Genomic DNA, 20,368 nt, shown 5'->3' with positions numbered 1-20,368 from the left:
GATCGGTGCTAACGTTCCAGCCAACCTCTCGTTGAAGTTGTGCGCCCATGCCCCTCACCGACAACCTCCTCGCCTTCACCTTCGCCGCCACTGTGCTGACACTCACGCCCGGGCTCGACACCGCCTTGGTGCTGCGCACCGCTACGGTAGAAGGCAAGCGTCAGGCGCTGCACGCTGCCCTCGGCATCAACGCCGGTTGCCTGGTGTGGGGCGCGGCCGTGGCTTTTGGGCTGGGCGCGTTGATTGCAGTGTCGGAGGTGGCGTTCAACCTGCTCAAGTATTGCGGCGCCGCTTACCTGGCCTGGTTGGGCGTGAACATGCTGCTGCGCCCGCGCCGTTCACTGTCGTCGGCCAACGCTGACGCCAGGCCCGGCGGCAACTGGTTTTTCAAGGGCATGCTGGGCAATGTGCTGAACGCTAAGGTGGGGATTTTTTACGTGTCGTTCCTGCCGCAGTTCATTCCCCAAGGCCATTCGTTGATTGCCTGGACGTTCGGCCTGGTGAGCATTCACGTGGTGTTGGGGCTGGCGTGGTCGTTGGCGTTGATTGGCGCCACCCGGCCACTGTCCGGCTTCCTGCGCCGAGAAAAGGTCATTCAGTGGATGGACCGCACCACGGGCCTGATCTTTGTTGTATTTGCCGCGCGCCTGGCCTTCAGCAAGCGCTGAGTTCAGGCTGTTTAGCCAACAACAGCCACGCCACCACCACCGACATCGTCACCGCCACGGCGCCTGCCAGGTACACCGACCCTACGTCGGTAGCACCGGCCAAGGCGCCGGCGAGCGGGGTGCTGATCCCCAACGCAATATCGAGGAAGGCCACATAGGCGCCCATGGCCAGCCCGCGCGTTTGCGGGGGCGCACGCTTGATCGCCTCGACACCAAACCCCGGGAACGCCAACGAATAACCGAAGCCGGTCAGGGCTGCGCCCAGGTACGCCATCAGCGGTGAGCCTGCGCCCCAGATCAACAACTGCCCCGCCGCTTCGATCAGTACACAGACCAAGGCGACGACTGCGCCACCGAGCTTGTCCGGCAGGTGCCCGAAGAAGATTCGCGCGCCAATAAATGCAAGGCCAAACGCAGTGAAGGCGAACGACGCGTTGCCCCAGTCCTTGGACGCAAACAGCAGCGCGATAAACGCTGTGATCAGCCCAAAACCGATGCTAGAAAACGCCAGCCCCAGGCCCGGCAACCACACTGTGCCCAGTACTTTGTAAAACGAGGTGCGCCGCTGGCTGGTGGGCGCAACACCCTTGGCCCCCGCGACGATGGCCAGCGCGCACAGCGGCAACAGCAGGGTCGCGATGCTGATTCCACTGAACCCCCACTGGCTGTTGATTGCCACGCCCAACGGTGCACCCAGCGCAAATGCGGCATAGATCGCAATGCCGATCCAAGCCATGACCTTGCCGGCGTTTTGCGGCCCGACCAGGCCCATGCCCCAGCCCATCGAGCCGGTGATGATCAGGCTTTCACCCACGGCCAGCACCACGCGCCCGGCGAGCAGCACCCACACCGACAGCGCCGGTGTGTCGACAAACGCCAGCGACGCCAGGTACAGCACACCGGAACTGGCCGCCACCAGCATGCCAATCAACATCGCGCGCTTGGGCCCGCGCATGTCGGCAAAATTGCCGGCCCAGGCCCGTGACAGCAACGCCGCCGCGAACTGCGCGCCCACCACCACGCCGACCACCAGGGTGCTCATGCCCAAGGTGTGGTTCAGGTGCAGTGCCAGCACCGGCAACTGCAGGCCGATGATCAGGAAACCGACGAACACCGCCAGGGTGATCGGCAGTATTTTCAGCAAGACAGGTTGAGTCATGAAAACCTTCCGTCACAGGGTGAAGTAGTCGGTTTGATCAAGGTCTGTGAGCAAGCCCGGGCCGCTGGGCACCCAGCCCAGCAGGTCGCGGGTGCGCGCGCTGGAAACGGCCATGTCGGCCCCGGCCATCATCGCGAACCAACCAAAATGCTCACGCGGCCGGGATTGCACCGGCACACCCAGGCGGCGCCCGATGACCTCGGCGATGGCTTTGAACGGCACGGCCTCGTCCGCAACCGCGTGGTACACGGCTTGGCTGACGCCCTCCTCCAGCGCCAGGCGGTAGACCCGCGCCGCATCGGTGCGGTACACGCCCGACCAGCAATTCTCGCCGTCGCCGATATAGGCCGACACGCCCGTCTGCCGTGCCAGGCGAATCAAAATCGGCAGAAAACCATGGTCGCCTACCCCGTGCACCGATGGCGCCAGTCGCACGGTTGCCGCCCGTATGCCACGCTCGGCCAACCGGCGCGCGGCGGGTTCGGATTGGCGCGGGGCGCCAGCGTTCGGCACGTCACTCTCGAGCGCGCCGCGCGCCAGGCCAGACAAACCCGAGGTCACGATCAGCGGCGTATCCGAACCTTTGAGCACACTTTCCAGCGCCTCGATCACGCGACGGTCCTGTGCGCAGTTTTCGATGAACCGTGTGAAGTCATGATTGAACGCGGTATGGACGACCGCATCTGCGCTCCAGGCCGCACGGCGCAAAACATCCAGGTCATCCAGGCAGCCGCGCAGCACTTTCGCGCCGGTGGCCGCCAGTGCCTGGGCCTTTTCATCGCTGCGGGCCAAACCGGTGACCCGGTAGCCGGCGCCGATCAGATCCTTGACCACTTCGCCGCCAACCCAGCCGGTGGCTCCCGTGACAAATACATGCATGAGGTGACTCCTGTTAGCGCAAGCGGATCGAGAGTTCGATGTCATCGGCAAAGGGCACGGACAGGTAGCCGTTCGCAGGCTCGCGCACGTGTGCCAGGTAATGCGGGCAATAGTCGGTATTGTCGGCTATCACCAGCGCGCCAGGCCGCAGGTGTTTTTGCACCCGGTGCAGCACGTCGCCATACAGGCTCTTGGCGCCATCGAGCAGCAGCAGATCGACCGCTTCCGGCAGGTCTCTTGCCAACGTCACCAAGGCGTCGCCCTCACGGATTTCGATCAGGTCGCTGACGCCGCCCTGAATGAAATGCTCGCGTGCCAGGGCGATCTTCGAGGGCTCGAATTCACTGCCAATCAGCACGCCGCCACCGTTGTCGCGCAACGCGGCGGCCAGGAACAAGGTAGAAAGGCCAAACGACGTCCCAAACTCCACGATGGCCCGCGCCTTAGTGCTGCGCGCCAACAGGTACAACAAGGTGCCGGTGTCGCGGGAGACCGGCAGCCACAGGTCTTTGAGCATCGTGTAGAGCGCGAGGTAGTCGGTTTTGCTGTGCATCAGACGGTCGCGTTCTTCACGCGAAACGCTGTTGATGAGAGGGCTGGTGGCCGCATTGGCTTGTGCGTACAGGCGTTCGATCAAGGGCGCCATTGGCGCCGAGGTCAGGGTCGACATGATTGATTTCCGTGAGGTTGGGACTAAGATGCGACTAATTCGTCGCATTAAAAGTATGCGAGTGATTCGTCGCATTCGCTATTCGCGTTAGCCCCGCCGCTGGAGCCCTTGATGACAACCCGCCAGACCGCCCATATTTCCTCACGCAAACAGCCACAACAGGCGCGTTCCACCGAGCTGGTGGCGGCGATCCTGCAAGCAGCTGTTCAGGTTTTGGCCAAGGAAGGCGCGACGCGTTTCACCACCGCACGCGTGGCGGAAAAAGCCGGCGTGAGTGTCGGTTCGGTGTACCAGTACTTCCCGAACAAGGCGGCCATCCTGTTCCGACTGCAGAGCGATGAGTGGCAGCAGACCACGCAGATGCTGCGCGACATTCTGGATAAAACCGACGTTGCGCCGCTTGAGCGCCTGCGCACCCTGGTGCATGCGTTTATCCATTCCGAATGCGAGGAAGCGCAGATGCGCGTAGCGCTGAACGACGCCGCGCCGCTGTATCGCGATGCGCCCGAAGCCGTGGAAGTGCGCGCGGCAGGTCAGCGCGCCTTTGAGACGTTCATGCTTGAATTGCTACCCGATGTGCCTGCTGAACGCCGCGCACTGGCCTGCGATTTGATCCTGACCACGCTCAGCTCGGTGGGTAAGGATTTTTCCGGCAGCCCACGTACGGCGGCGGAAATAGCTGTTTACGCCGATGGAATGGCTGATATGTTTCGCGCCTATGTAAACGCACTGAATCTGCTGTAAAGCACTTATCTCCAGCAAAGGAATGCCCATGGACTTCTTCAAGAAGTTGTTCGGTACCGCCAAAAAACCTCACGCCGAGGCAGCCCTGTCCGCGCCGACTGAACCTGTTGAGCCGGTTGAAACTGCAGCCGATGCAGCCAATATCGCCGCGCGCCTTGCCAGCGGCGAATGCCTGGACCGTCACTGGCAGACCGTGGGTCGCGTGGAACAGGACGTGCTGACGTACATGATCAGCCCAAGCTTTACCGGCGGTCCTCATTGGCCCTCCACCCGCCAGGCGTACCGCGTGGTGCGCCGTGATGAATCCATCGTCCTCGCCACCGAAGGCCTGTCCGACCCCTTCGACGATGCAGAAGGGCTGGGCAATGGGTTTGAGATGGAATTGTTCCTGGAAACACCGGATATCCCCGACGACGCCCGTGGCGAGCCGGGTGATGTCGACCCTTTGCGTCGCAGTTGGGCGTTCGAGCTGCTCGAACACGTCGCCAAGACCGTGGCCAACGCGGGCGGCATTACCCACCAGTTGGACAATCACGGCGTACTGTCTTTGGAACTGCCAGGGTTCAGCCTGTCACATCAGATGAGCGATCAAGTGCCCACGCTGTTCGTCACCGAAGACGACGCCGCCGGCGTGCTGCTCGGTGGGCCGGAACCAGACTTCCCTACCCGCCTTGAAGACATGCCGCTATCGCCGGTGCGACTGGTGCCGGTGGTGTTGATTACCGCGTCGGAGCTTGAGTATGTGCGTGCAGGTGGGCGTGCGGCTCGAGAGGACCTGGTGGCGCGTTTGAACGCCGCCGGCGTAGGGCATACCAGCACCTTGTGTCGCCAAAGCGTGGTATGAGGGAGCGTTGCGCCGCCGCGACGATTGTTTAACGAAGCCATAACTGAAGGTACACAAACGGCGATTTAACGCACCTGCGCGTGGTGGGAGCATCGGCAACCATGATTTCGCTATTGCGTGTGTTCCCTCGCCACCTGCACCCTTACTTCCCGAAGGCGCGTGCGCGTCCCTGCGAAAACCCGCTGTTCAATATCATCCTGGCCTTCTGGGCGCTGTGGCATTGCCGTCATGCGCGTCCGCCCGATGCACGCCTCTGATCAAGTCGAAACGCCTCGCCGGCATTCATTTTTTCAGAAGGATCATTCCATGACCGCAGCCATGCGCCATGTCATCGGTGCTGCCCAGCGCAGCGCCTCGTATTACACCGCCAGCCTCAATGACGCTACCCAGTACCCGACCCTGCAAGGCCAGGTCAGCGTTGACGTGGTGATTATCGGCGGCGGCTTCACCGGCGTTGCCAGTGCCGTCGAGCTGGCTGAACGCGGGCTCAAGGTTGCGATTGTCGAAGCCAACCGGATCGGCTGGGGCGCCAGCGGGCGCAATGGTGGGCAAGTCACCGGCAGCCTGTCGGGCGATGAGGCCATGCGCGAGCAAATGCGCAACCGCCTGGGCACGCAGGTGGACGACTTCATCTGGCACCTGCGCTGGCGTGGTCACGAGATCATCGAGCAACGCGTGAACACGTACGCCATTGACTGCGACCTCAAGCACGGCCACTTGCACGCGGCGATGAAGCCCTCGCACCTGAGCGAACTGCGTGCTTTCCACGACCAGGCACAACGGCGCGGCATGGGCGATCAGGTCAGTCTGCTCGATCAGGCCGCTATGCGTGAGCATCTGGACAGCCCGTTGTACCTCGGTGCGCTGAAAAACACGCGCAACCTGCACGTGCATCCACTGAACCTATGCCTGGGCGAAGCCCGCGCGGCGCACAGCCTGGGCGCGTTGATTTATGAGAATTCCGCAGTGCTGGAAATCGTGCATGGCGACCGGCCTGCCGTGATCACCGCCCTTGGCCGCATCGACGCGCGCCAGGTGCTGCTGGCCGGCGACGTGTACCACAGGCTCGAACCCAAACAGCTCAAGGGCAAAATCTTCCCGGCCATGGGCGGCATTGTCACGACCGCGCCACTGGGCGCGCTGGCGCAGCAGATCAACCCACAGGACCTGGCGGTGTACGACTGCCGGTTCGTGCTCGATTACTACCGCCTGACGGGCGATGGGCGCTTGCTGTTCGGTGGCGGCGCAAACTATTCCGGGCGCGACTCACGCGACATTGCCGCAGAGCTGCGCCCATGCATCGAGCGTACGTTTCCCGCACTGAGAGGGGTAGACATCGAGTTCCAGTGGAATTGTGCGATGGGCATTGTGATCAATCGCATCCCGCAGTTGGGCAAGCTCTCAGAGCATGTCTGGTACTGCCAGGGCTACTCGGGGCATGGCATCGCCACCAGCCACATCATGGGCGAGATCATGGCCGAAGCGCTGACCGGCACGCTGGAAAAGTACGACACCTTTGCCGGCTGCAAACACATCAAGGTGCCGCTGGGCGATGTGTTCGGCAGCCCGATGCTGGCGGTGGGCATGTGGTACTACCAGATGCTCGAGAAGCTGCGCTGACCCACTCAGGGTTGAGCGGGTTGCTTGCGGTACATGCCGGTGAAGAACGTGTCATTGTCTGGCGCCGAGTTATGCTCGATCACCGCGAAATTTTTCACCAGTTGAATGTGGTACGGGCCGTTTGAAGGGGGTGCCAACGGCTCACGCACGATGATCAGGTTCTCGGTTTCCATTGGCCCCGTGTAGCCGCGCGGCATGCTGGAGCTTTCACCGAACTCGGTGGGCGGGACTTCTTCCTGGGTGTAGGCGCTCAGCCGTACCCGCTCGCCGTTGCGCATTTTCCAGCGGGTAGAACGGGTCCAGCAACAATCGCGGTCCACTTGGGAGAGCAAAATGCCCTTTGAGGGACTGAGCGAGAACATACCGCTGCTGGTCTACCAGGCCAGCTTGGTCAAGGGCGCGTTGATTACCCAGCGCTGGGTTCGCGGGTCTTGCAGGTAAACATCGAACATCGGTTTGTAGCGCTGGGTGGGGTCGTTGCCATTGCGAATCGCCAGGCCCTGGCGACCGTCCGGGTCGAAGTCGGCGAAATACAGCAGGCTGAACGGCCCAAGCAGCCCATTGTCGGTCTTGCCATGTTGGTCCACCGGCACATTGGCGGCCGGCGAGTGCAACTAGTGGGGGGGCCGTTTCAGGCGCCCTTACTGGGCGACACCCACCACGTCATTGCACACCGGCTACCGGCTTCAAAGCCGTGGGCGTACTCGTCGGCCAGGATATCTGCCAGGCGCTTGTCCCCTTCCGGCTGGAAACCCAGGCGGCTGTAAAACGGCGCGTTCCACGGCACATGCTTGAACGTCGTCAGTGTCACCGCACGCAGTGGATAGGAACGCGCACAGTCCATCGCCGTTTCCACCAGTTTGCGCCCCCATCCCTGGCCTTGTATGGATTGCGCGACGGACACTTCATGAATATGCAAAGCATCGCCCTGGCGTTCTGCGCTGAGGAAACCCTGTGGCTGCGCGTCAGCATCGACGACCACCCAACAGGTCGATAGTCCGATCAGCTGGCGATGGCGTTCAACGCTCATCGTGGGGGTGTCCGCCAGCCAGCTCAAGCCATCGATATGACGGAATACGTGAGCGGCGCTCAGCTCAACGCTGGGCAATAGCGGCGCGTCATCGGCAAGCGCCGGGCGAATGTGTACAGGCATGAGTTCTCAGGTCCGAGGCTGGCAGGTGAATCAGGGCTGTTTGCGGTACATGCCCGTGAAGTAGTCCGGGCTGTCCGGCGCCGAGTTATGTTCGATCACCGCGAAGTTTTTCACCAGTTGGATGTGGTACGGGCCAACGCGCTGCGACGCCAGCGGCTCGCGCACGATGATCAGGTTCTCGGTTTCCATCGGCACCGTATAGTGCGCCGTCGCGATCGCTTTGGCGCTCGCGGTGTCTTTCAGGGTGAGGGTGATTTCTGCCAGTTCCCTGCCCTGGGCATCGCGCTCGGGCAGGATTTTCAGGTCGAGGTCGCCGTCGCGGTCCAGAAAGTCACTGCGCATCTGGTAGTGGCCGCTGCGCTGGTCACGCGCAACTTCATCGAGTTTGGTGTAGTCCGGTTCCTGGTACTCATCGTGCAATTGGATCGCCAATTCGCGGTCGTCGCCCCTGGCGCCGCTGACCCAGGTGCCGCCATAGTCTGTGGAGATCCGCCAGATGCCGGTTTGATGGCCGTCGTCGGTGTATTCATGCAGGTTGAGAAAAGGCTCACCGTCATAGTCTGCTCTCGAACCAATCAATTTGATCGGCGCACCGCTGCCACTCTTGGTGTATCGCAACTCACCAATCACCACCGCGCCCTGGTCCTGGTACCAGATTTCGACCGGGATCTTGCCGTTGAGCGTGCCGACCAACCGGCGTGCATCTTCGTTGACGGGGCCTTCCAGCCTCGGGGTTTCCAGCCATTGGCCGGCCTTCCATTCGCCGGTGGTACGCAGCATATAGCCGCGGGGCATGCTGGAGTTCTGGCCAAATTCGGTGGGCGGGACCTCTTCCTGTGTATACGAACTCAGCTGCACCAACTGACCGTCGCGCATTTGCCACTGCGCCGAGCGCGTCCAGCAGCAACCACGATCTGTTTGCGAATGGATAACGCCGTCCTGCGCGTTGACCGAAAACATCCCGCCGGAGGTTGCGTTAGCCAACTCGGTCAGCGGCTCATTCAGCACCCACTGGGTTTTCTGCGGGTCTTGCAGGTACACATCGTAGTTGTACTGGAAACCTTCATCGGCGCCGTTGCCATTGCGGATCGCCAGGTCCTGGCGGCCATCAGCGTTGATGTCGGCGAAGTACAGCAAGCCGTACTGCCCAACCAAATGATCCGGGTCGGTTTTGCCGTTGCGCAGCGGTACGTTACCGGCCGGGGTCTGCAACTGCTGGAGGACTTCGAGGGTGTTTTTGTCGCGCACGGTGATCAGTGCCGGTGCCGGTTGATCCAGCGCTTCGGGCACTTCGGGGAATAGCACTTCGACCAGGTAGTTACCGCTGGGGTCGTTGACCGAGAACGAGCGTGGTTCGGCCATGACCGGCACCGCGAGGGTCATGGAAAGGATCACACCGCAACGTAGCGCGCGCATTCAGAGCATCCTTGCTGAAATGGGGGCCCGCAGTGTAAAGGCAAACAGCGACGGGTTCGAACAAATCCCTGTTGGCGTGCCTGCAATCGCTGATATGTTCGCTCCAGATCAGCAAAAGGATGTGCCATGGAACCGTTAGCGACAAACGCAGCATTGGTAATCATCGACATGCAACAGGGCATGAACCATCCCAAGCTTGGGCGCCGCAACAATGCAAAGGCTGAGTTGCACATGCAGCAGCTTCTGGGCGCCTGGCGGCAGTCGCAACGCCCGGTCGTGCATGTCCGGCATATGTCGCGCACGCCTGGCTCGGTATTTTGGCCAGGCCAGCCGGGCTGTGAATTCCAGGAAGCGCTGGCGCCGCTCACGCATGAGCAGGTGCTGGAGAAAAACGTGCCGGATGCGTTCGCGGTCACCGGCCTGGAGCGCTGGCTGCAAATACGCGCGATCAGGCAGTTGGTGATCGTCGGCGTGATCACCAACAACTCCGTCGAGTCTACGGCGCGGTCCGCCGGCAACCTGGGTTTTGACGTGATCGTGGCGGCAGACGCTTGCTATACGTTTGATCAGACCGACTTGTCGGGGCGGCTCTGGCCTGCCGAGGATGTGCATGCGCTGTCGCTAAGTAACCTGGCGATGGACTACGCCCGGGTCATGGACACACTCGATATCCTTGCCGCGGCTTAAGCGGCAAAAATGCCCGCGTTGACCAGCATTTCAATCAGTCCCTGGGGCCATACCGTGTCCTCGGTCGATCGCAACGCCTGAGCGGACCACCAGCGATGGTCCGCCATCACCTGCGTCTCTTGCGGCGTCCACTCTGCCCTGGAAAGCGCCTCGCTCGCGACGTGAACGATAAAGTAGTGCTCAATCGCCAATACCGTTTCACCGCTGGGCAGCATCAATTCGAAGCTGCTTTGTGCCACTGGCGCTTCAACAGTGCTGAGCACAATGCCTGTCTCTTCGCGCAGTTCGCGCAGAGCTGCCGCGTGGAAGGTTTCGCCCTCCTCGACGCCGCCGCCGGGCGTGGCCCAGTAATCCCTACCGGCCAGGGCGCCGTCTTTATGCACAAACCTGAACAGCAGCACTTCATCCGCCGGGTTTATAACCAACAATCGTGACGCCTTACGCTCGCGCATTCGCTTTATTCCTTGCTTGAAATCGGGTGCTGATGGGCTTGCAGATAGGCCCGTAACAGCAGTGTGGTCTGCTGCTCTAGTCCTGCTTCGAACGCAGGCGATGCGTTGCCTTCGAGCAGGGTCCGTACCGGGCCGACGATAGCGCTCAGGGAAATCCCGGCGGTCAGGATCGGGTCTTCAAAATGCGCATCCGGCGCCGTCTCCAGCATGGCGGCGATCACCGCCACCATGCGCGTGTTGATGCGCGCGACCAATTCGGCACCGCCCCGCTCGCCCGCAATGGCATACAACGCCTTGGAAACGCCCTGGTCGCGCAACTTGGCGGTGACCAACGCGCTGACCAGGCCGCACGCCATTTCCGCCACCGGCCTGCCTTGGTGCCGGTCGCACGCCAACTCAACCGCTTCGGCCACCCACTCGAGGTGTTTTTGCAGTACGGCGGCAAGCAGCGCGTCGCGGTTGGGGTAGTACTGGTAGAGACTGCCCACCGACATGCCGGCGCGCTCAGCCACTCGGGTGGTGGTGCAGCGGATCAAGCCCTGCTGGGTCAAAACCTGAAGCGTTGCGGTGTGCAGTGCCTCGACGGTGGCGACTGAGCGCGCCTGAACCGCTGATTTTCTTGGCTTTAAGGTGGCTTTGACGGTGCTCATGGAATGCGAATTCCAAAATCTGAAGGATCCTTCATATTAGAGCCTTACTCAGATGAAGCAAGGGTGATGGCTATGACGGACTTGGCAAACAGCGGCACTTTCAGATTGGGCGACCGCCAGGTAAACCGCATCGGTTACGGCGCGATGCAATTGGCAGGCCCCGGCGTATTCGGCCCGCCCAAGGATCGAGCGGCCGCGCTGGCCGTACTGCGCGAGGCCGTCGAAGCCGGCGTGAACCACATCGACACCAGCGACTTCTACGGGCCGCATATCACCAATCAGCTGATTCGCGAGGCGCTGCACCCTTACCGCGATGACCTCACCCTCGTCACCAAGATCGGTGCCCGCCGTGACAGCGAAGGTGGCTGGCATGCCGCGCCTTCGAGGGAAGCGCTAATACAGGCCGTGCATGACAACCTGCGCAACCTGGGCCTGGATGTACTGGACGTGGTCAATTTCCGCGCGTCCCACAACCTGATGGGCCCCGGCGAAGGCTCGAACGAAGCGTCATTGACTGCGCTGGCAGAACTGCAACAGAAAGGCCTGGTGCGCCATATCGGCATCAGCAACGTGACGCCGACGCAGGTGGCCGAGGCGCGCAACATCGTCAAGTTCGTGTGCGTGCAGAACCTGTACAACATCGCGCATCAGCACGATAACGCCCTGATCGACGAGTTGGCACAGCAAGGCATTGCCTACGTGCCGTTCTTCCCGCTGGGCGGTTTCACACCGGTGCAGTCATCGACACTGACGCGTGTTGCACAGCGCCTAGGTGTGACGCCCAAGCAGCTGGCGCTGGCGTGGCTGCTGCATCGCTCACCGAACATTTTGCTGATTCCCGGCACCTCGTCGGTGGCGCACTTGCATGAAAACCTGGCGGTGGGCGAACTGGCATTGACCGATGAGACTGTCGCTGAGCTGAATGCCATCGCGCACTGAACCACCCGCTATGTGGACACCCCGTCATCGAGCCGGCGTGCCCTTTCGCCAAGTCTTTCGACCAGCCTGACCAAATAACCGTCCGGGTCCTGCACGAGAAACTCACGCTGCCCGACCTCGACCTCACCGGCCCTGTACCAGACATCCTTGCAGCGTTTGAACACGGGATACGCCACAGCATCGAGCCGCTCAATGACCGGACCAACCGCCGCCACATAAATCTGCAGATTCATACCGCGCCCCAGCGGCAGGTCCAATGCCGCCGTTTGCCACTGATTGGCGCGCGGGTCGATTTGCTCGAGCATCACCTGCGCGCCGTTGAGGTCAAGGTAGGCAAAGCCTTCTTCCAAACGCTGGTAAGCCACCGTGAAGCCAACCCATGACACCCAGAATTCGAGGCTGGCATTCAGGTCAGTGACCATCAATTCCGGGACCAGCTTATTTCTTTGCATCATCATCCTGCGTCCAGTGTGGAGGTCAGCAATTGCGCGAGCTTCTTGCGCAGGTCACCGTGCTGCTCTTCAGCGTAAGGCGGTGCCGTTTTCCAGTCGTAGAACCATGCGGGCATCGTGCGCTTGTCGTCCGGCTCCGTGGCGTAGCGAGGGAAAATATGGCTGTGCAACTGCGGTTCCGAGTTTCCCAGAATCTCGTAATTGATGCGCAACGCACCGGTGGCGGCCAACAGGGCATCGCCGATGCGCGCCATGTCGAGCAGGTAGGCAGCGCGGGCGTTGGCGTCCAGGTCATTGAGGCTGGCGACCACGGGATCGGGCAGCAGCAGGCAGTAACCGGGCAAAAACTGTACGTCGCCCATGACCGCCCAACCCGAGGCCATGCGGCAGATAACCTTGTCGTTGGCACCCTTGCGGGCCAGTTCTACGCGGTGTGAAATCAGCGGCATGCATTGTCCTTAATGACGCAGGCAAGAAAAGTGACAGGCTATGTGAACCGGGCGCATCCATGCAAACATAGGCCGGGCTGACGCTGCCAGCCCAGCAATCGAACGGGTGCACGCCGTGCCGACTGACGAGTGACTCCGATAAACATTGCAGCGCAGCCAACGTGGAATAGCCCGATGCGAATGACCTGTCTGCATACCGCTTCCAGCAATATCAAGGTCTTCGATGCCGCCGCAGACAAGCTGGGGATCGCGCCCAATGTTCTGCATCATGAAGTGCGCGCAGACCTGCTCGCCGCCGCCGAACAGGCCGGTGGCCTGACCGTGGACATTGCCAACGCAACCGCCTCGGCACTGCGCCTGCTCGCGCTTGAGGCCGACGCCGTGGTGCTCACCTGCTCGACCTTGGGCCCGGTGGTCGACGGGCTTTCACCAGGCACAGCCATTTTACGTACTGACCAGGCACTGGCCTTCGCGGCGGTTCAGGCAGGCGGCAACATCGCCGTCCTGTGCGCCGTGGAAACGACACTGGAACCCACCGCTCGCCTGTTCCGGCAGGCCGCGCAACTCACCCGCGCGTCAGTGGATGTGCAATGGGTGCCAGGCGCGTGGGCGCTGTTTAAGGCAGGCGATCTGGACGGCTACCTGGCCGTCATCGCGGACGCGGCCAATCGCGCCTATACGAACGGCGCGTCCACCGTTGCACTGGCCCAAGCCTCCATGAGTGGCGCCGCCGCGCGGGTCACCGCAGGGCCGCCGCCCCTCACCAGCCCGACGGCAGGCCTGAGTGCCGCCCTGCAAATCCTCCTCAAGGGTCGATGACGGGCGGCAGTTAGCAGGCCTTTTACGGCAGCACCGGCGATAGCCCGACCTGCAACAAGTAAGCCTCCAGCGATTGGAGGCTGCCCGATGAAACAATCGCACCGACATAGCCATCTGGACGCACCAGCACCCACTCGCCAAGCGCCAGTTCGTAAGCGTCTTGAAACTGCCCTTGCTCATCGATTACCTCACCGTGTGCACCGATGAGGTGGATATGCAGCCCGGCCCGAGGCGACACCAAGCCGGGTGCAACGCCGTATCCCAACAGCGTCCAATGCGCGCCCTTGAACAGATCAAACAGGCGCAGTGATTGCCCGCCGGCGCCACGCAGTCGCGCATCCGGCGCACGGTTGCCGACGCGTTCGGCGTGCCCCAGCGCGAGTGACGATTGCGGGTAACCGAGGTCGAGTTGATGCACGTCCCTGCCCCGGCGCATGTCGCCGCGTTGCATGCCCTGGAGCAACTGGGTCGACAAGCCCAGCACCGAAGCGGCTATCGGGCGTCGCTCTTGTTCGTAAGTGTCGAGCAGCGTTTCAGGTGCACCGTTGGCCACCGCCGCCAGTTTCCAGCCCAGGTTGTAGGCATCCTGCACGCTGGTGTTGAGCCCTTGACCGCCGGTGGGTGGATGAATATGCGCAGCGTCGCCGACCAAAAATACCTGGCCGACGCGGTAGTGATCGGCCAAGCGGGCATTCATGCTGTAGGCCGACGCCCAGGACACGGCGTGCACCTGGATGTCATCGCGCCCGGTGCGTTTTGCGATGAATGCCGTCAGGCCCTGGGCGCTGAGGTCGACCTGAGCCTCGAGCGCAATTGGCGCCTGAATCTGGAACAGCTCGGTGCCGGCCAGAGGGCACACGGCGACCTGCCGTAGCAGGTCGCCTTCACCGAAGCGGTGCCAGCAGTCCCGCGTAAGCCCCGACAACTGCACATCGGCGACCAGCGCACGCACGCCCAGCGTCTTACCCGCAAACCCGATTTCAAGGGCGTGACGCACAAAACTGCGGCCGCCGTCGGCGCCCACCAACCAGCGCGCGCGCACTGATTGCGTGCCTGCCGCGCTGGCCAGTTGTACGCTGACGCCCTCGTCATCCTGTTCGAATGCCACCAGCTCGCAACCAAACTCCGGCCGGTGACCGAGCTCGAGCAAGCGTTCGCGCATCACGCGCTCGGTCAGAAATTGCGGCACCATCAACGGTTGTTGATACGGCTCGGCCGCCGTCGAGGCGTTGCGCTCGATGGAATCGGCCTCGGTGTAGCTGCCATCGTCGCGGTAGCGCCGCTCAGTCGGATAGACTCCACCCACGGCGAACAGGCGATCCAGAATCCCGAGGTCTTCGAAAATTTCCTGTGACCGCGGCTGGATGCCCTTGCCACGCGAGCCGTGAAAAGGCTCGGCGTTTTTCTCGACCAGGCGGAACGTGATACCCCGTCGCGCCAAGTCGATCGCCAGGGTCAGACCGGCCGCGCCGGCACCGCAAATCACTACATCGACAGCGCATCGCTCGTTCATACGGATCACCTATATGTGCAATACGCACATATTAAGACGGAGAGACACAGTGTCAACAAAAAGCGTGCAAAACGCACATATGAGCGCACAACTGCGTGACTTGCACGGCTCGCTCGTGGAGATCGTTGGGGTGATGAACCGCCCGCAGCGTGACGAAGCCATGGTGCGCGAGGCCGGGATTTCCCTGGACCGCGCGTTGTTTCCGCTGCTGGTGCTGGTTGAACGGCTGGGCCCGATTGGCGTTGTCGAACTGGCCGACCGCGTGGGCCGCGACTACACCACCGTGAGCCGCCAGGTGGCGAAACTGGAAAGCCTTGGCCTGATCCTGCGCCAGGAAAGTGCCGTGGACCGGCGTGTACGCGAGTCAGTCATCACCGAAAAGGGCAAGGCGATGACCGACCGCGTGGATGACGCCCGCGAGCGCATGGGTGTGTCGATCTTCTCGACCTGGGAGGAAGGCGATTTCGAAAACCTGGTACGCCTGATGCGCAAATTCGCCGAGGACATCAAGGACGATTCGATACGGGCAACCAAAGGTCTACGCTGATAACCCTCGGGCAAGGTTCACCAGGGTAAGGTCACGCCGTGCCGATCCGTGAACGTCAGGCCGGGCACACCGGCGTGCCCTTCCACGGTGTCCACCACCAGCGGGATGCTTTCGCCGATCTCGAGCAGCGCGCCGGGGCCGCCCATTTGCGTGCGCACCCAGCCGGGCGCTACCAGCAGATAGGCCAAGGAGTCGCCCTGATGGCGGCTATAAAAGGTCTTCATCAACATGTTCAAGGCGGCCTTGCTGGCGCTGTACAACTCCCATTGACCGCGGTTGCCTGCAACGCTGCCGAGTTCCGATGACATCACTGCCACGACGCCGTTGCGCTCGACATTGCCATGGAACAGCTCGACCGCGCGCATCGGGCTCAACGCATTGGTGAGCAGCATGTCGACAAAGTCCTGTTCGTCGACCTGCAGCGTGTTCAACTCATTGGCTTTGCAGATGCCCGCATTGATAAACAGCGTGTTCAGGCGATAGGCCGCCAACCGGCCCTGCAGCGCACGCACCGACGCCAGGTCGGCGATATCGACGTGCTCAAGGGTCAATTGCTTGGGGTAACAAATCTTCAGGTTCTCCAACGGTGCGCAATCGCTGCGGTACGTAGCAATGACGTGGTAACCGCGGGCGCAGTATTCTTCGGCGAGGGCCAGGCCGAGCCCACGTGAAGCGCCGAGGATCAAACAGGTTTTGTGGCTCATGACAACGTTCCTTCACACTTGGCTGACAGGCCGGCAGTGAAGCATCGCGCTTGGCGCGCCTTCAATATCCCGACCGTCATGGGGCAAGTGCTGCCACGTCATCAATCGAATGGGCGTGTTCTGCCGCTCGCACCCACAGAACAAAAACTATTTTTGTTGTACACAAAATACCGCTAAAGATTTACCACCTCCGAGCCGAAACAAGCAGTGATAGCAAATCGCCGCCTCTCAAGCCGAGACGATGATTTGGCCGCCCTCCCTGCCGATGGTCGTCTCGATGAAAATAAAAAATAAGCTGGTACTCGCGTTCGTCTCCGTGGCCTTTATCCCGGTCAGCCTGGTCGCGCTGATCTGCGTGATGAACACACGAACCCAGGCGGTGGAGCAATTCATCGACGGCAGCACCCGCGAAATACGCCAGATCGATGGCAACATCCGACAATTCTTTGATGGCACACTGCAGAACGTCGATCAAATGTCCGAAGATCCTGTATACACTTCGGTGAACACGCTCAAGAATTATCAGCCTGCCAATGCCGCCAGCCAGCCGCTGCCGGCCCAGGCTCAGCAGGTCATTGACCAATTCGCACGCTTTGGCGCCACCCACCCTTCGGCGGCGATTCTGTCCATCGGCCTGGAGGACGGCACCTACGCCAAATGGCCCGATGACCCGCAACTGTCCCAGTACGATCCGCGTACCCGCCCCTGGTACAAGGCCGCGATGGCCAGCCCCAACAAAACCGTGCGCACCCCTGCTTACTATTACGACAAGGATGACGTGGCCCTGGTGGGCACCGCGCGCGCGCTGCTGGACACCACCGGCAAGGCCAAGGGTGTGTTCGTGGTAAGTGTGTCGCTGAAGAACCTCACCGAGTTGCTCAAGAGCATCAAGCTGGGTGAAAGCGGCTACGTGATGCTGATCGAAGACGGCGTGGTGCTGGTCGACCCGCGCGATGCCGCGCACAACTTCAAGCCGCTCAAAGCGCTCGGCGCGCCTTATGCGCGCCTGGCCGAAACGGCCCAGGGTTCCACCGAGGTGGTCATCGATGGCGTGCGCTACATGGCCAACGTCTGGACCTCGCCCGGCCTCGGCTGGCGCTATGTCGGGCTGATCGAATACAACGAGGTGATGGCGGCTGCCACGCGCATGACTTACCTCACCGCAGCCATTGTGGCGGTGCTGGTGTTGATCTTCGGGCTGATTGCAGCCGCGTTTTCCAAGGTGATCGTCAAGCCGATCGGCCAGGTCAGCACCGGTTTGCAGTCCATTGCCCAAGGCGAAGGCGATCTACGCCATGAATTGCAGGTGCAGGGCAAGGATGAAACCGCCGAACTGGCTGGCTGGTTCAACAAGTTTCTCGCTGCTATCCGTCAGCTGATCCAGCATATCGGTGCGGCCTCGACCAACTTGCAGGACGCCTCACGGGTCAACAGCCAAGTGGCGCACAACATGAACGAAGCCGCTGGGCGCCAACGTGAGGCGGTGGAACTGGTATCCACCGCGTTCAACGAGATGGTCGCCACCGCCAACGAGGTCGCGCGCTCCTGCAGCGGCGCGGCAGAGTCGGCCGAGAACGGTCATCGCCGCGTGGCCGAGGGCAAGCAGCAGATCGAAGTCACCACCGATAACGTCAACCGCCTGGGCCGCCGCCTCACCGAGTCGTCCCAGGCGATGGTCGAGTTGGAAGCCGGCAGCCGCAGCATCAACCAGATCCTCGGCACCATTCGCGCCATCGCCGAACAGACCAACCTGCTGGCGCTCAACGCGGCGATTGAAGCCGCCCGCGCTGGTGATCAAGGCCGTGGGTTTGCCGTGGTGGCCGATGAAGTGCGTGCGTTGGCCAAGCGCACCTCGGACTCCACTGGCGAGATCGAGCAACTGCTCGGCACCCTGGGCAGCAAGACCGTGGAAGTCACGCAAAAGATGAGCAGTTGCCTGGACCTGTCACGCGCCAGCGTGTCGTCGATTGAAAACGCGCGAGACAGTTTTGAAGGCATTCAGCTGTCGGTGAATGAAATCCGCGACCAGAACCTGCAGATTTCCGCCGCCGCCGAGGAGCAACACAGCGTCGCCGAAGAGATCAACCGGCACATCCAGCAGATCTATGACGAGGCGCGACTGGTCGAAAGCCTGGCCCATTCAGCCCAGGACGATTCGGGGCGATTGGCAGGTTTGTCGGATGAGCTGAACGCCTTGGTGGGACGCTTCAAGTCCTAAAGCGTGCGACTTTGGAAGTCTGCAATCTGCTGCCACATCGCCGCCGGATTGGAATACATCGGGAAGTGCCCGCACTGGGCAATCGGCGCCAGGCGCACGCCATTGGCCTGGATGTGCGGCAAGTAGGAGAGCGTGGCGTTCTGCTCGCCGTACATGAACATCGTCGGGCACGGCAGCCCGAGGAACTTACTCATCAGTTCGGCGTGGTCAGACAGCTCGACCATCGACGCGAAGATCCCGCGCACTGCGCCGGCTCGTACTTTATGGCGCAGGCTCGCCGAATACAGCGCGCTGGCATACGCCGGTGCCTGGCGCGTGCGGTCGATGAAAGCGCTGAAAAACGCATCGGGATCATCGGCCGGGAAATCGACGATTTGCCGGCTGAGGAAACAATCCTCGGGGGCGATATTGCCTTCGATATCGGTGAAGCTCAGTACCCGCTCCGGAAAACGATGCGCAAGCAGCAATGCGGTCAAACCGCCCATCGAGTGGCCCACCAGATGGAAGCGCTCGACATCGAAATGCTCCAGCACCTGCAAAGCCGTCTCCAGCAGGAAGGGAATGCAAATCTTCGACAGATCGGCGCACTCGCTTTCACCGCAACCGGGCGCGTCAAAAGCGACAACGGCATGCCCGTCGAACGCTGGGTGCAGGACGATATCGGCGTAGTCTTCCTTGGTCGAACCAAACCCATGCAAAAACACAATGGGCGCGCGCGTGCCACTGCGATACAGCGCAGCGATGCTCAACGCAACGCCGTCTACCGTCAGCGGCACAGCGGTGTGGACAAACGACATGGTGGGCACTCCTTGAACAGACAGGCGGCGCATTTCAAGGCTTTCCCGGCCTTATGTAAATGACGGATAACAGAACAGACTCATACGCCAATCGTATGAGCCTGCAAGTGCGCGATCACCTGCGTGACCAATGGGTTGGGCCGTTCGCTATTCCACGCCACCGCCGTCGTCACCACGTTGAGCTTTTGTGTCAACGCGCGCAGCACTACATTGTCCGGTGCAAGCTTCTTCAGTGACGCCGGCACCAGGGCGATGCCCTGGCCACAGCTGACGAATGCGATTTGCGACGCCACGGAACGCACCTCATGCAGCACGCGCGGCGAAAACCCGCTGGCGCGACACGTGGCGATTAGGTTGTCGAAATACACCGGGCTGACCCTGCGCGAGAACATCACCAGTGGCTCGCTGGCCAGGCTCGACAGACTGATGCGAGTGCGCGCTGCCAGCGGGTGGTGGCTGGGCAAGGCCACCATCAGGCGATCCTCGAGCAATGGCAGCGACTGGATCGCGGGGCCCAGGTCGCCATCGAGCCGCGCAAAGGCCAGGTCGATATCCCCCGCCTCCAGAGCGGGCACGGCCTCGACACTGTCAATCTCGCGCACCGACACGGTGAGGTGCGGGTAGTGCTGTTTGAGTTGGTTGATCAACCCCGGCAACACATCAAACATCGCCGTGGAAATCGCGCCGATGGTGAGCAGGCCCGACTGCCCCGCCACCGCCTCCTCGACCGCCAGCTCCAGGCGTTCCAACTGCTCGGCGAACTTGCGCACCGCCGGCAGGATCGCCGCGCCCACCGGCGTGAGTTTGGCGCCGCGCCGCGAGCGTTCGAACAAGGTGACCTTCAGTGCCTGTTCCAACACCTGGATCTGCTCGCTCAACGGCGGTTGCGACATGCCCAAGCGCTTGGCGGCACGGCCGAAATTCTGTTCTTCGGCTACGGCGAGGAACAGCCAGAGGTGGCGAATCAGGCGAAAGTTGATCATAGGCT

Annotated in this window: 25 protein-coding genes and 1 pseudogene; 11 read left to right on the top strand and 15 right to left on the bottom strand. The window is 61.8% G+C overall.

What is annotated here, in order from left to right:
- Nucleotides 1–47 precede the first annotated feature (47 nt).
- Nucleotides 48–668, top strand: coding sequence for a LysE family translocator (locus AACU78_RS28990; protein WP_106579032.1), 621 nt, complete (start codon nt 48–50; stop codon nt 666–668).
- On the opposite strand, the gene AACU78_RS28985 is transcribed toward AACU78_RS28990, so the two are convergent.
- The 3 genes from AACU78_RS28985 to AACU78_RS28975 are packed head-to-tail and all read right to left on the bottom strand — an operon-like array spanning nt 655 to nt 3,376.
- Nucleotides 655–1,827: an arabinose transporter gene (locus tag AACU78_RS28985; RefSeq protein ID WP_106579031.1), complete on the bottom strand. Its 1,173-nt coding sequence runs from the start codon at nt 1,825–1,827 to the stop codon at nt 655–657. The genes AACU78_RS28990 and AACU78_RS28985 overlap by 14 nt on opposite strands.
- Before the next feature lie 12 nt (nt 1,828–1,839).
- The gene (locus tag AACU78_RS28980; protein ID WP_106579030.1) at nt 1,840–2,706 is read right to left on the bottom strand and encodes an SDR family oxidoreductase; all 867 of its coding nucleotides are present in this window, start codon (nt 2,704–2,706) and stop codon (nt 1,840–1,842) included.
- A 13-nt stretch (nt 2,707–2,719) separates the two neighbouring features.
- Nucleotides 2,720–3,376 (bottom strand): O-methyltransferase, encoded by a 657-nt coding sequence (locus AACU78_RS28975; RefSeq protein WP_106579029.1) that lies wholly within the window; start codon nt 3,374–3,376, stop codon nt 2,720–2,722.
- A 111-nt stretch (nt 3,377–3,487) separates the two neighbouring features.
- On the opposite strand from AACU78_RS28975, the gene AACU78_RS28970 reads away from it, so the two are divergent.
- The 4 genes from AACU78_RS28970 to AACU78_RS28955 all read left to right on the top strand — a co-directional run bounded on the left by AACU78_RS28970 (nt 3,488) and on the right by AACU78_RS28955 (nt 6,584).
- Nucleotides 3,488–4,120, top strand: a complete 633-nt coding sequence (locus tag AACU78_RS28970; RefSeq protein WP_106579028.1) for a TetR family transcriptional regulator — start codon at nt 3,488–3,490, stop codon at nt 4,118–4,120.
- 28 nt (nt 4,121–4,148) lie between these two features.
- On the top strand, nt 4,149–4,964 hold the full coding sequence (locus AACU78_RS28965; protein WP_106579027.1) for a suppressor of fused domain protein: 816 nt from the start codon (nt 4,149–4,151) through the stop codon (nt 4,962–4,964).
- 101 nt (nt 4,965–5,065) lie between these two features.
- The gene (locus tag AACU78_RS28960) at nt 5,066–5,221 is read left to right on the top strand and encodes a hypothetical protein (protein ID WP_177410115.1); all 156 of its coding nucleotides are present in this window, start codon (nt 5,066–5,068) and stop codon (nt 5,219–5,221) included.
- A gap of 49 nt (nt 5,222–5,270) precedes the next feature.
- Entirely contained in the window at nt 5,271–6,584 is a 1,314-nt protein-coding gene (locus tag AACU78_RS28955; protein WP_106579026.1) for an NAD(P)/FAD-dependent oxidoreductase, read from the top strand.
- Between the two features lie 5 nt (nt 6,585–6,589).
- On the opposite strand, the gene AACU78_RS28950 is transcribed toward AACU78_RS28955, so the two are convergent.
- The 4 genes from AACU78_RS28950 to AACU78_RS28935 are packed head-to-tail and all read right to left on the bottom strand — an operon-like array spanning nt 6,590 to nt 9,153.
- On the bottom strand, nt 6,590–6,946 hold the full coding sequence (locus AACU78_RS28950) for a hypothetical protein (RefSeq protein WP_146151448.1): 357 nt from the start codon (nt 6,944–6,946) through the stop codon (nt 6,590–6,592).
- A 12-nt stretch (nt 6,947–6,958) separates the two neighbouring features.
- Nucleotides 6,959–7,198 (bottom strand): hypothetical protein, encoded by a 240-nt coding sequence (locus tag AACU78_RS28945; RefSeq protein WP_106579024.1) that lies wholly within the window; start codon nt 7,196–7,198, stop codon nt 6,959–6,961.
- A 17-nt stretch (nt 7,199–7,215) separates the two neighbouring features.
- The gene (locus AACU78_RS28940) at nt 7,216–7,737 is read right to left on the bottom strand and encodes a GNAT family N-acetyltransferase (protein ID WP_106579023.1); all 522 of its coding nucleotides are present in this window, start codon (nt 7,735–7,737) and stop codon (nt 7,216–7,218) included.
- A gap of 30 nt (nt 7,738–7,767) precedes the next feature.
- A complete protein-coding gene (locus AACU78_RS28935; protein ID WP_106579022.1) occupies nt 7,768–9,153 on the bottom strand; it encodes an XAC2610-related protein in 1,386 nt (461 codons plus the stop codon).
- 126 nt (nt 9,154–9,279) lie between these two features.
- On the opposite strand from AACU78_RS28935, the gene AACU78_RS28930 reads away from it, so the two are divergent.
- Nucleotides 9,280–9,840 (top strand): cysteine hydrolase family protein, encoded by a 561-nt coding sequence (locus AACU78_RS28930; protein ID WP_106579021.1) that lies wholly within the window; start codon nt 9,280–9,282, stop codon nt 9,838–9,840.
- Here the strand turns inward: AACU78_RS28930 and AACU78_RS28925 are convergent.
- A complete protein-coding gene (locus AACU78_RS28925) occupies nt 9,837–10,292 on the bottom strand; it encodes an NUDIX hydrolase (protein ID WP_106579020.1) in 456 nt (151 codons plus the stop codon). The two genes, AACU78_RS28930 and AACU78_RS28925, sit on opposite strands and share 4 nt — an antisense overlap.
- A 5-nt stretch (nt 10,293–10,297) precedes the next feature.
- Complete coding sequence (locus tag AACU78_RS28920) at nt 10,298–10,942, bottom strand: TetR/AcrR family transcriptional regulator (protein ID WP_106579019.1); 645 nt, start codon at nt 10,940–10,942, stop codon at nt 10,298–10,300.
- Nucleotides 10,943–11,014: 72 nt separating this feature from the next.
- Between AACU78_RS28920 and AACU78_RS28915 the strand changes: the two genes are divergently transcribed.
- A complete protein-coding gene (locus AACU78_RS28915; RefSeq protein WP_106579217.1) occupies nt 11,015–11,881 on the top strand; it encodes an aldo/keto reductase family oxidoreductase in 867 nt (288 codons plus the stop codon).
- Between the two features lie 8 nt (nt 11,882–11,889).
- Here the strand turns inward: AACU78_RS28915 and AACU78_RS28910 are convergent, their stop codons facing one another.
- Entirely contained in the window at nt 11,890–12,336 is a 447-nt protein-coding gene (locus AACU78_RS28910) for a bleomycin resistance protein (protein WP_106579216.1), read from the bottom strand.
- On the bottom strand, nt 12,336–12,782 hold the full coding sequence (locus AACU78_RS28905; RefSeq protein ID WP_106579018.1) for an HIT family protein: 447 nt from the start codon (nt 12,780–12,782) through the stop codon (nt 12,336–12,338). The genes AACU78_RS28910 and AACU78_RS28905 overlap by 1 nt, the downstream gene beginning before the upstream one ends.
- A gap of 174 nt (nt 12,783–12,956) precedes the next feature.
- Here AACU78_RS28905 and AACU78_RS28900 point away from each other — a divergent pair, with 174 nt between their 5' ends.
- Nucleotides 12,957–13,601 carry an aspartate/glutamate racemase family protein gene (locus tag AACU78_RS28900; protein ID WP_106579017.1) on the top strand — a complete coding sequence of 215 codons (645 nt, stop codon included), beginning with the start codon at nt 12,957–12,959 and terminating at the stop codon, nt 13,599–13,601.
- Nucleotides 13,602–13,623: 22 nt separating this feature from the next.
- Here the strand turns inward: AACU78_RS28900 and AACU78_RS28895 are convergent, their stop codons facing one another.
- A complete protein-coding gene (locus AACU78_RS28895) occupies nt 13,624–15,114 on the bottom strand; it encodes an FAD-dependent oxidoreductase (RefSeq protein WP_106579016.1) in 1,491 nt (496 codons plus the stop codon).
- A gap of 79 nt (nt 15,115–15,193) precedes the next feature.
- Here AACU78_RS28895 and AACU78_RS28890 point away from each other — a divergent pair, with 79 nt between their 5' ends.
- Nucleotides 15,194–15,661 carry a MarR family winged helix-turn-helix transcriptional regulator gene (locus AACU78_RS28890; protein ID WP_145161118.1) on the top strand — a complete coding sequence of 156 codons (468 nt, stop codon included), beginning with the start codon at nt 15,194–15,196 and terminating at the stop codon, nt 15,659–15,661.
- Nucleotides 15,662–15,678: 17 nt separating this feature from the next.
- On the opposite strand, the gene AACU78_RS28885 is transcribed toward AACU78_RS28890, so the two are convergent.
- The gene (locus tag AACU78_RS28885) at nt 15,679–16,365 is read right to left on the bottom strand and encodes an SDR family NAD(P)-dependent oxidoreductase (protein WP_106579014.1); all 687 of its coding nucleotides are present in this window, start codon (nt 16,363–16,365) and stop codon (nt 15,679–15,681) included.
- Between the two features lie 241 nt (nt 16,366–16,606).
- Between AACU78_RS28885 and AACU78_RS30210 the strand changes: the two are divergent.
- Together AACU78_RS30210 and AACU78_RS30205 are read left to right on the top strand one after the other, a co-directional pair.
- Nucleotides 16,607–17,728, top strand: a pseudogene (locus AACU78_RS30210) (cache domain-containing protein); the annotation flags it as partial.
- Nucleotides 17,729–17,815: 87 nt separating this feature from the next.
- Complete coding sequence (locus AACU78_RS30205) at nt 17,816–18,583, top strand: methyl-accepting chemotaxis protein (protein ID WP_371924178.1); 768 nt, start codon at nt 17,816–17,818, stop codon at nt 18,581–18,583.
- Here the strand turns inward: AACU78_RS30205 and AACU78_RS28875 are convergent.
- The gene (locus tag AACU78_RS28875; RefSeq protein WP_106579013.1) at nt 18,580–19,380 is read right to left on the bottom strand and encodes an alpha/beta fold hydrolase; all 801 of its coding nucleotides are present in this window, start codon (nt 19,378–19,380) and stop codon (nt 18,580–18,582) included. The genes AACU78_RS30205 and AACU78_RS28875 overlap by 4 nt on opposite strands.
- Nucleotides 19,381–19,460: 80 nt before the next feature.
- Nucleotides 19,461–20,363, bottom strand: a complete 903-nt coding sequence (locus tag AACU78_RS28870) for a LysR family transcriptional regulator (RefSeq protein ID WP_106579012.1) — start codon at nt 20,361–20,363, stop codon at nt 19,461–19,463.
- Between the last annotated feature and the right edge of the window lie 5 nt (nt 20,364–20,368).

The organism is Pseudomonas sp. R9.37 (assembly GCF_963878885.1).
In the GTDB taxonomy this organism is placed as follows: Bacteria; Pseudomonadota; Gammaproteobacteria; order Pseudomonadales; family Pseudomonadaceae; genus Aquipseudomonas.
This window is presented reverse-complemented; position numbering and strand designations above follow the sequence as displayed.

Bases quoted from the DNA above. Each gene is read 5' to 3' on its own strand.
- AACU78_RS28990 (WP_106579032.1), top strand. From the start codon at position 48: ATGCCCCTCACCGACAACCTCCTCGCCTTCACCTTCGCCGCCACTGTG.
- AACU78_RS28985 (WP_106579031.1), bottom strand. From the start codon at position 1,827: ATGACTCAACCTGTCTTGCTGAAAATACTGCCGATCACCCTGGCGGTG.
- AACU78_RS28980 (WP_106579030.1), bottom strand. From the start codon at position 2,706: ATGCATGTATTTGTCACGGGAGCCACCGGCTGGGTTGGCGGCGAAGTG.
- AACU78_RS28975 (WP_106579029.1), bottom strand. From the start codon at position 3,376: ATGTCGACCCTGACCTCGGCGCCAATGGCGCCCTTGATCGAACGCCTG.
- AACU78_RS28970 (WP_106579028.1), top strand. From the start codon at position 3,488: ATGACAACCCGCCAGACCGCCCATATTTCCTCACGCAAACAGCCACAA.
- AACU78_RS28965 (WP_106579027.1), top strand. From the start codon at position 4,149: ATGGACTTCTTCAAGAAGTTGTTCGGTACCGCCAAAAAACCTCACGCC.
- AACU78_RS28960 (WP_177410115.1), top strand. From the start codon at position 5,066: ATGATTTCGCTATTGCGTGTGTTCCCTCGCCACCTGCACCCTTACTTC.
- AACU78_RS28955 (WP_106579026.1), top strand. From the start codon at position 5,271: ATGACCGCAGCCATGCGCCATGTCATCGGTGCTGCCCAGCGCAGCGCC.
- AACU78_RS28950 (WP_146151448.1), bottom strand. From the start codon at position 6,946: ATGTTCTCGCTCAGTCCCTCAAAGGGCATTTTGCTCTCCCAAGTGGAC.
- AACU78_RS28940 (WP_106579023.1), bottom strand. From the start codon at position 7,737: ATGCCTGTACACATTCGCCCGGCGCTTGCCGATGACGCGCCGCTATTG.
- AACU78_RS28935 (WP_106579022.1), bottom strand. From the start codon at position 9,153: ATGCGCGCGCTACGTTGCGGTGTGATCCTTTCCATGACCCTCGCGGTG.
- AACU78_RS28930 (WP_106579021.1), top strand. From the start codon at position 9,280: ATGGAACCGTTAGCGACAAACGCAGCATTGGTAATCATCGACATGCAA.
- AACU78_RS28925 (WP_106579020.1), bottom strand. From the start codon at position 10,292: ATGCGCGAGCGTAAGGCGTCACGATTGTTGGTTATAAACCCGGCGGAT.
- AACU78_RS28920 (WP_106579019.1), bottom strand. From the start codon at position 10,942: ATGAGCACCGTCAAAGCCACCTTAAAGCCAAGAAAATCAGCGGTTCAG.
- AACU78_RS28915 (WP_106579217.1), top strand. From the start codon at position 11,015: ATGACGGACTTGGCAAACAGCGGCACTTTCAGATTGGGCGACCGCCAG.
- AACU78_RS28910 (WP_106579216.1), bottom strand. From the start codon at position 12,336: ATGATGCAAAGAAATAAGCTGGTCCCGGAATTGATGGTCACTGACCTG.
- AACU78_RS28905 (WP_106579018.1), bottom strand. From the start codon at position 12,782: ATGCCGCTGATTTCACACCGCGTAGAACTGGCCCGCAAGGGTGCCAAC.
- AACU78_RS28900 (WP_106579017.1), top strand. From the start codon at position 12,957: ATGCGAATGACCTGTCTGCATACCGCTTCCAGCAATATCAAGGTCTTC.
- AACU78_RS28895 (WP_106579016.1), bottom strand. From the start codon at position 15,114: ATGAACGAGCGATGCGCTGTCGATGTAGTGATTTGCGGTGCCGGCGCG.
- AACU78_RS28890 (WP_145161118.1), top strand. From the start codon at position 15,194: ATGAGCGCACAACTGCGTGACTTGCACGGCTCGCTCGTGGAGATCGTT.
- AACU78_RS28885 (WP_106579014.1), bottom strand. From the start codon at position 16,365: ATGAGCCACAAAACCTGTTTGATCCTCGGCGCTTCACGTGGGCTCGGC.
- AACU78_RS30205 (WP_371924178.1), top strand. From the start codon at position 17,816: ATGAACGAAGCCGCTGGGCGCCAACGTGAGGCGGTGGAACTGGTATCC.
- AACU78_RS28875 (WP_106579013.1), bottom strand. From the start codon at position 19,380: ATGTCGTTTGTCCACACCGCTGTGCCGCTGACGGTAGACGGCGTTGCG.
- AACU78_RS28870 (WP_106579012.1), bottom strand. From the start codon at position 20,363: ATGATCAACTTTCGCCTGATTCGCCACCTCTGGCTGTTCCTCGCCGTA.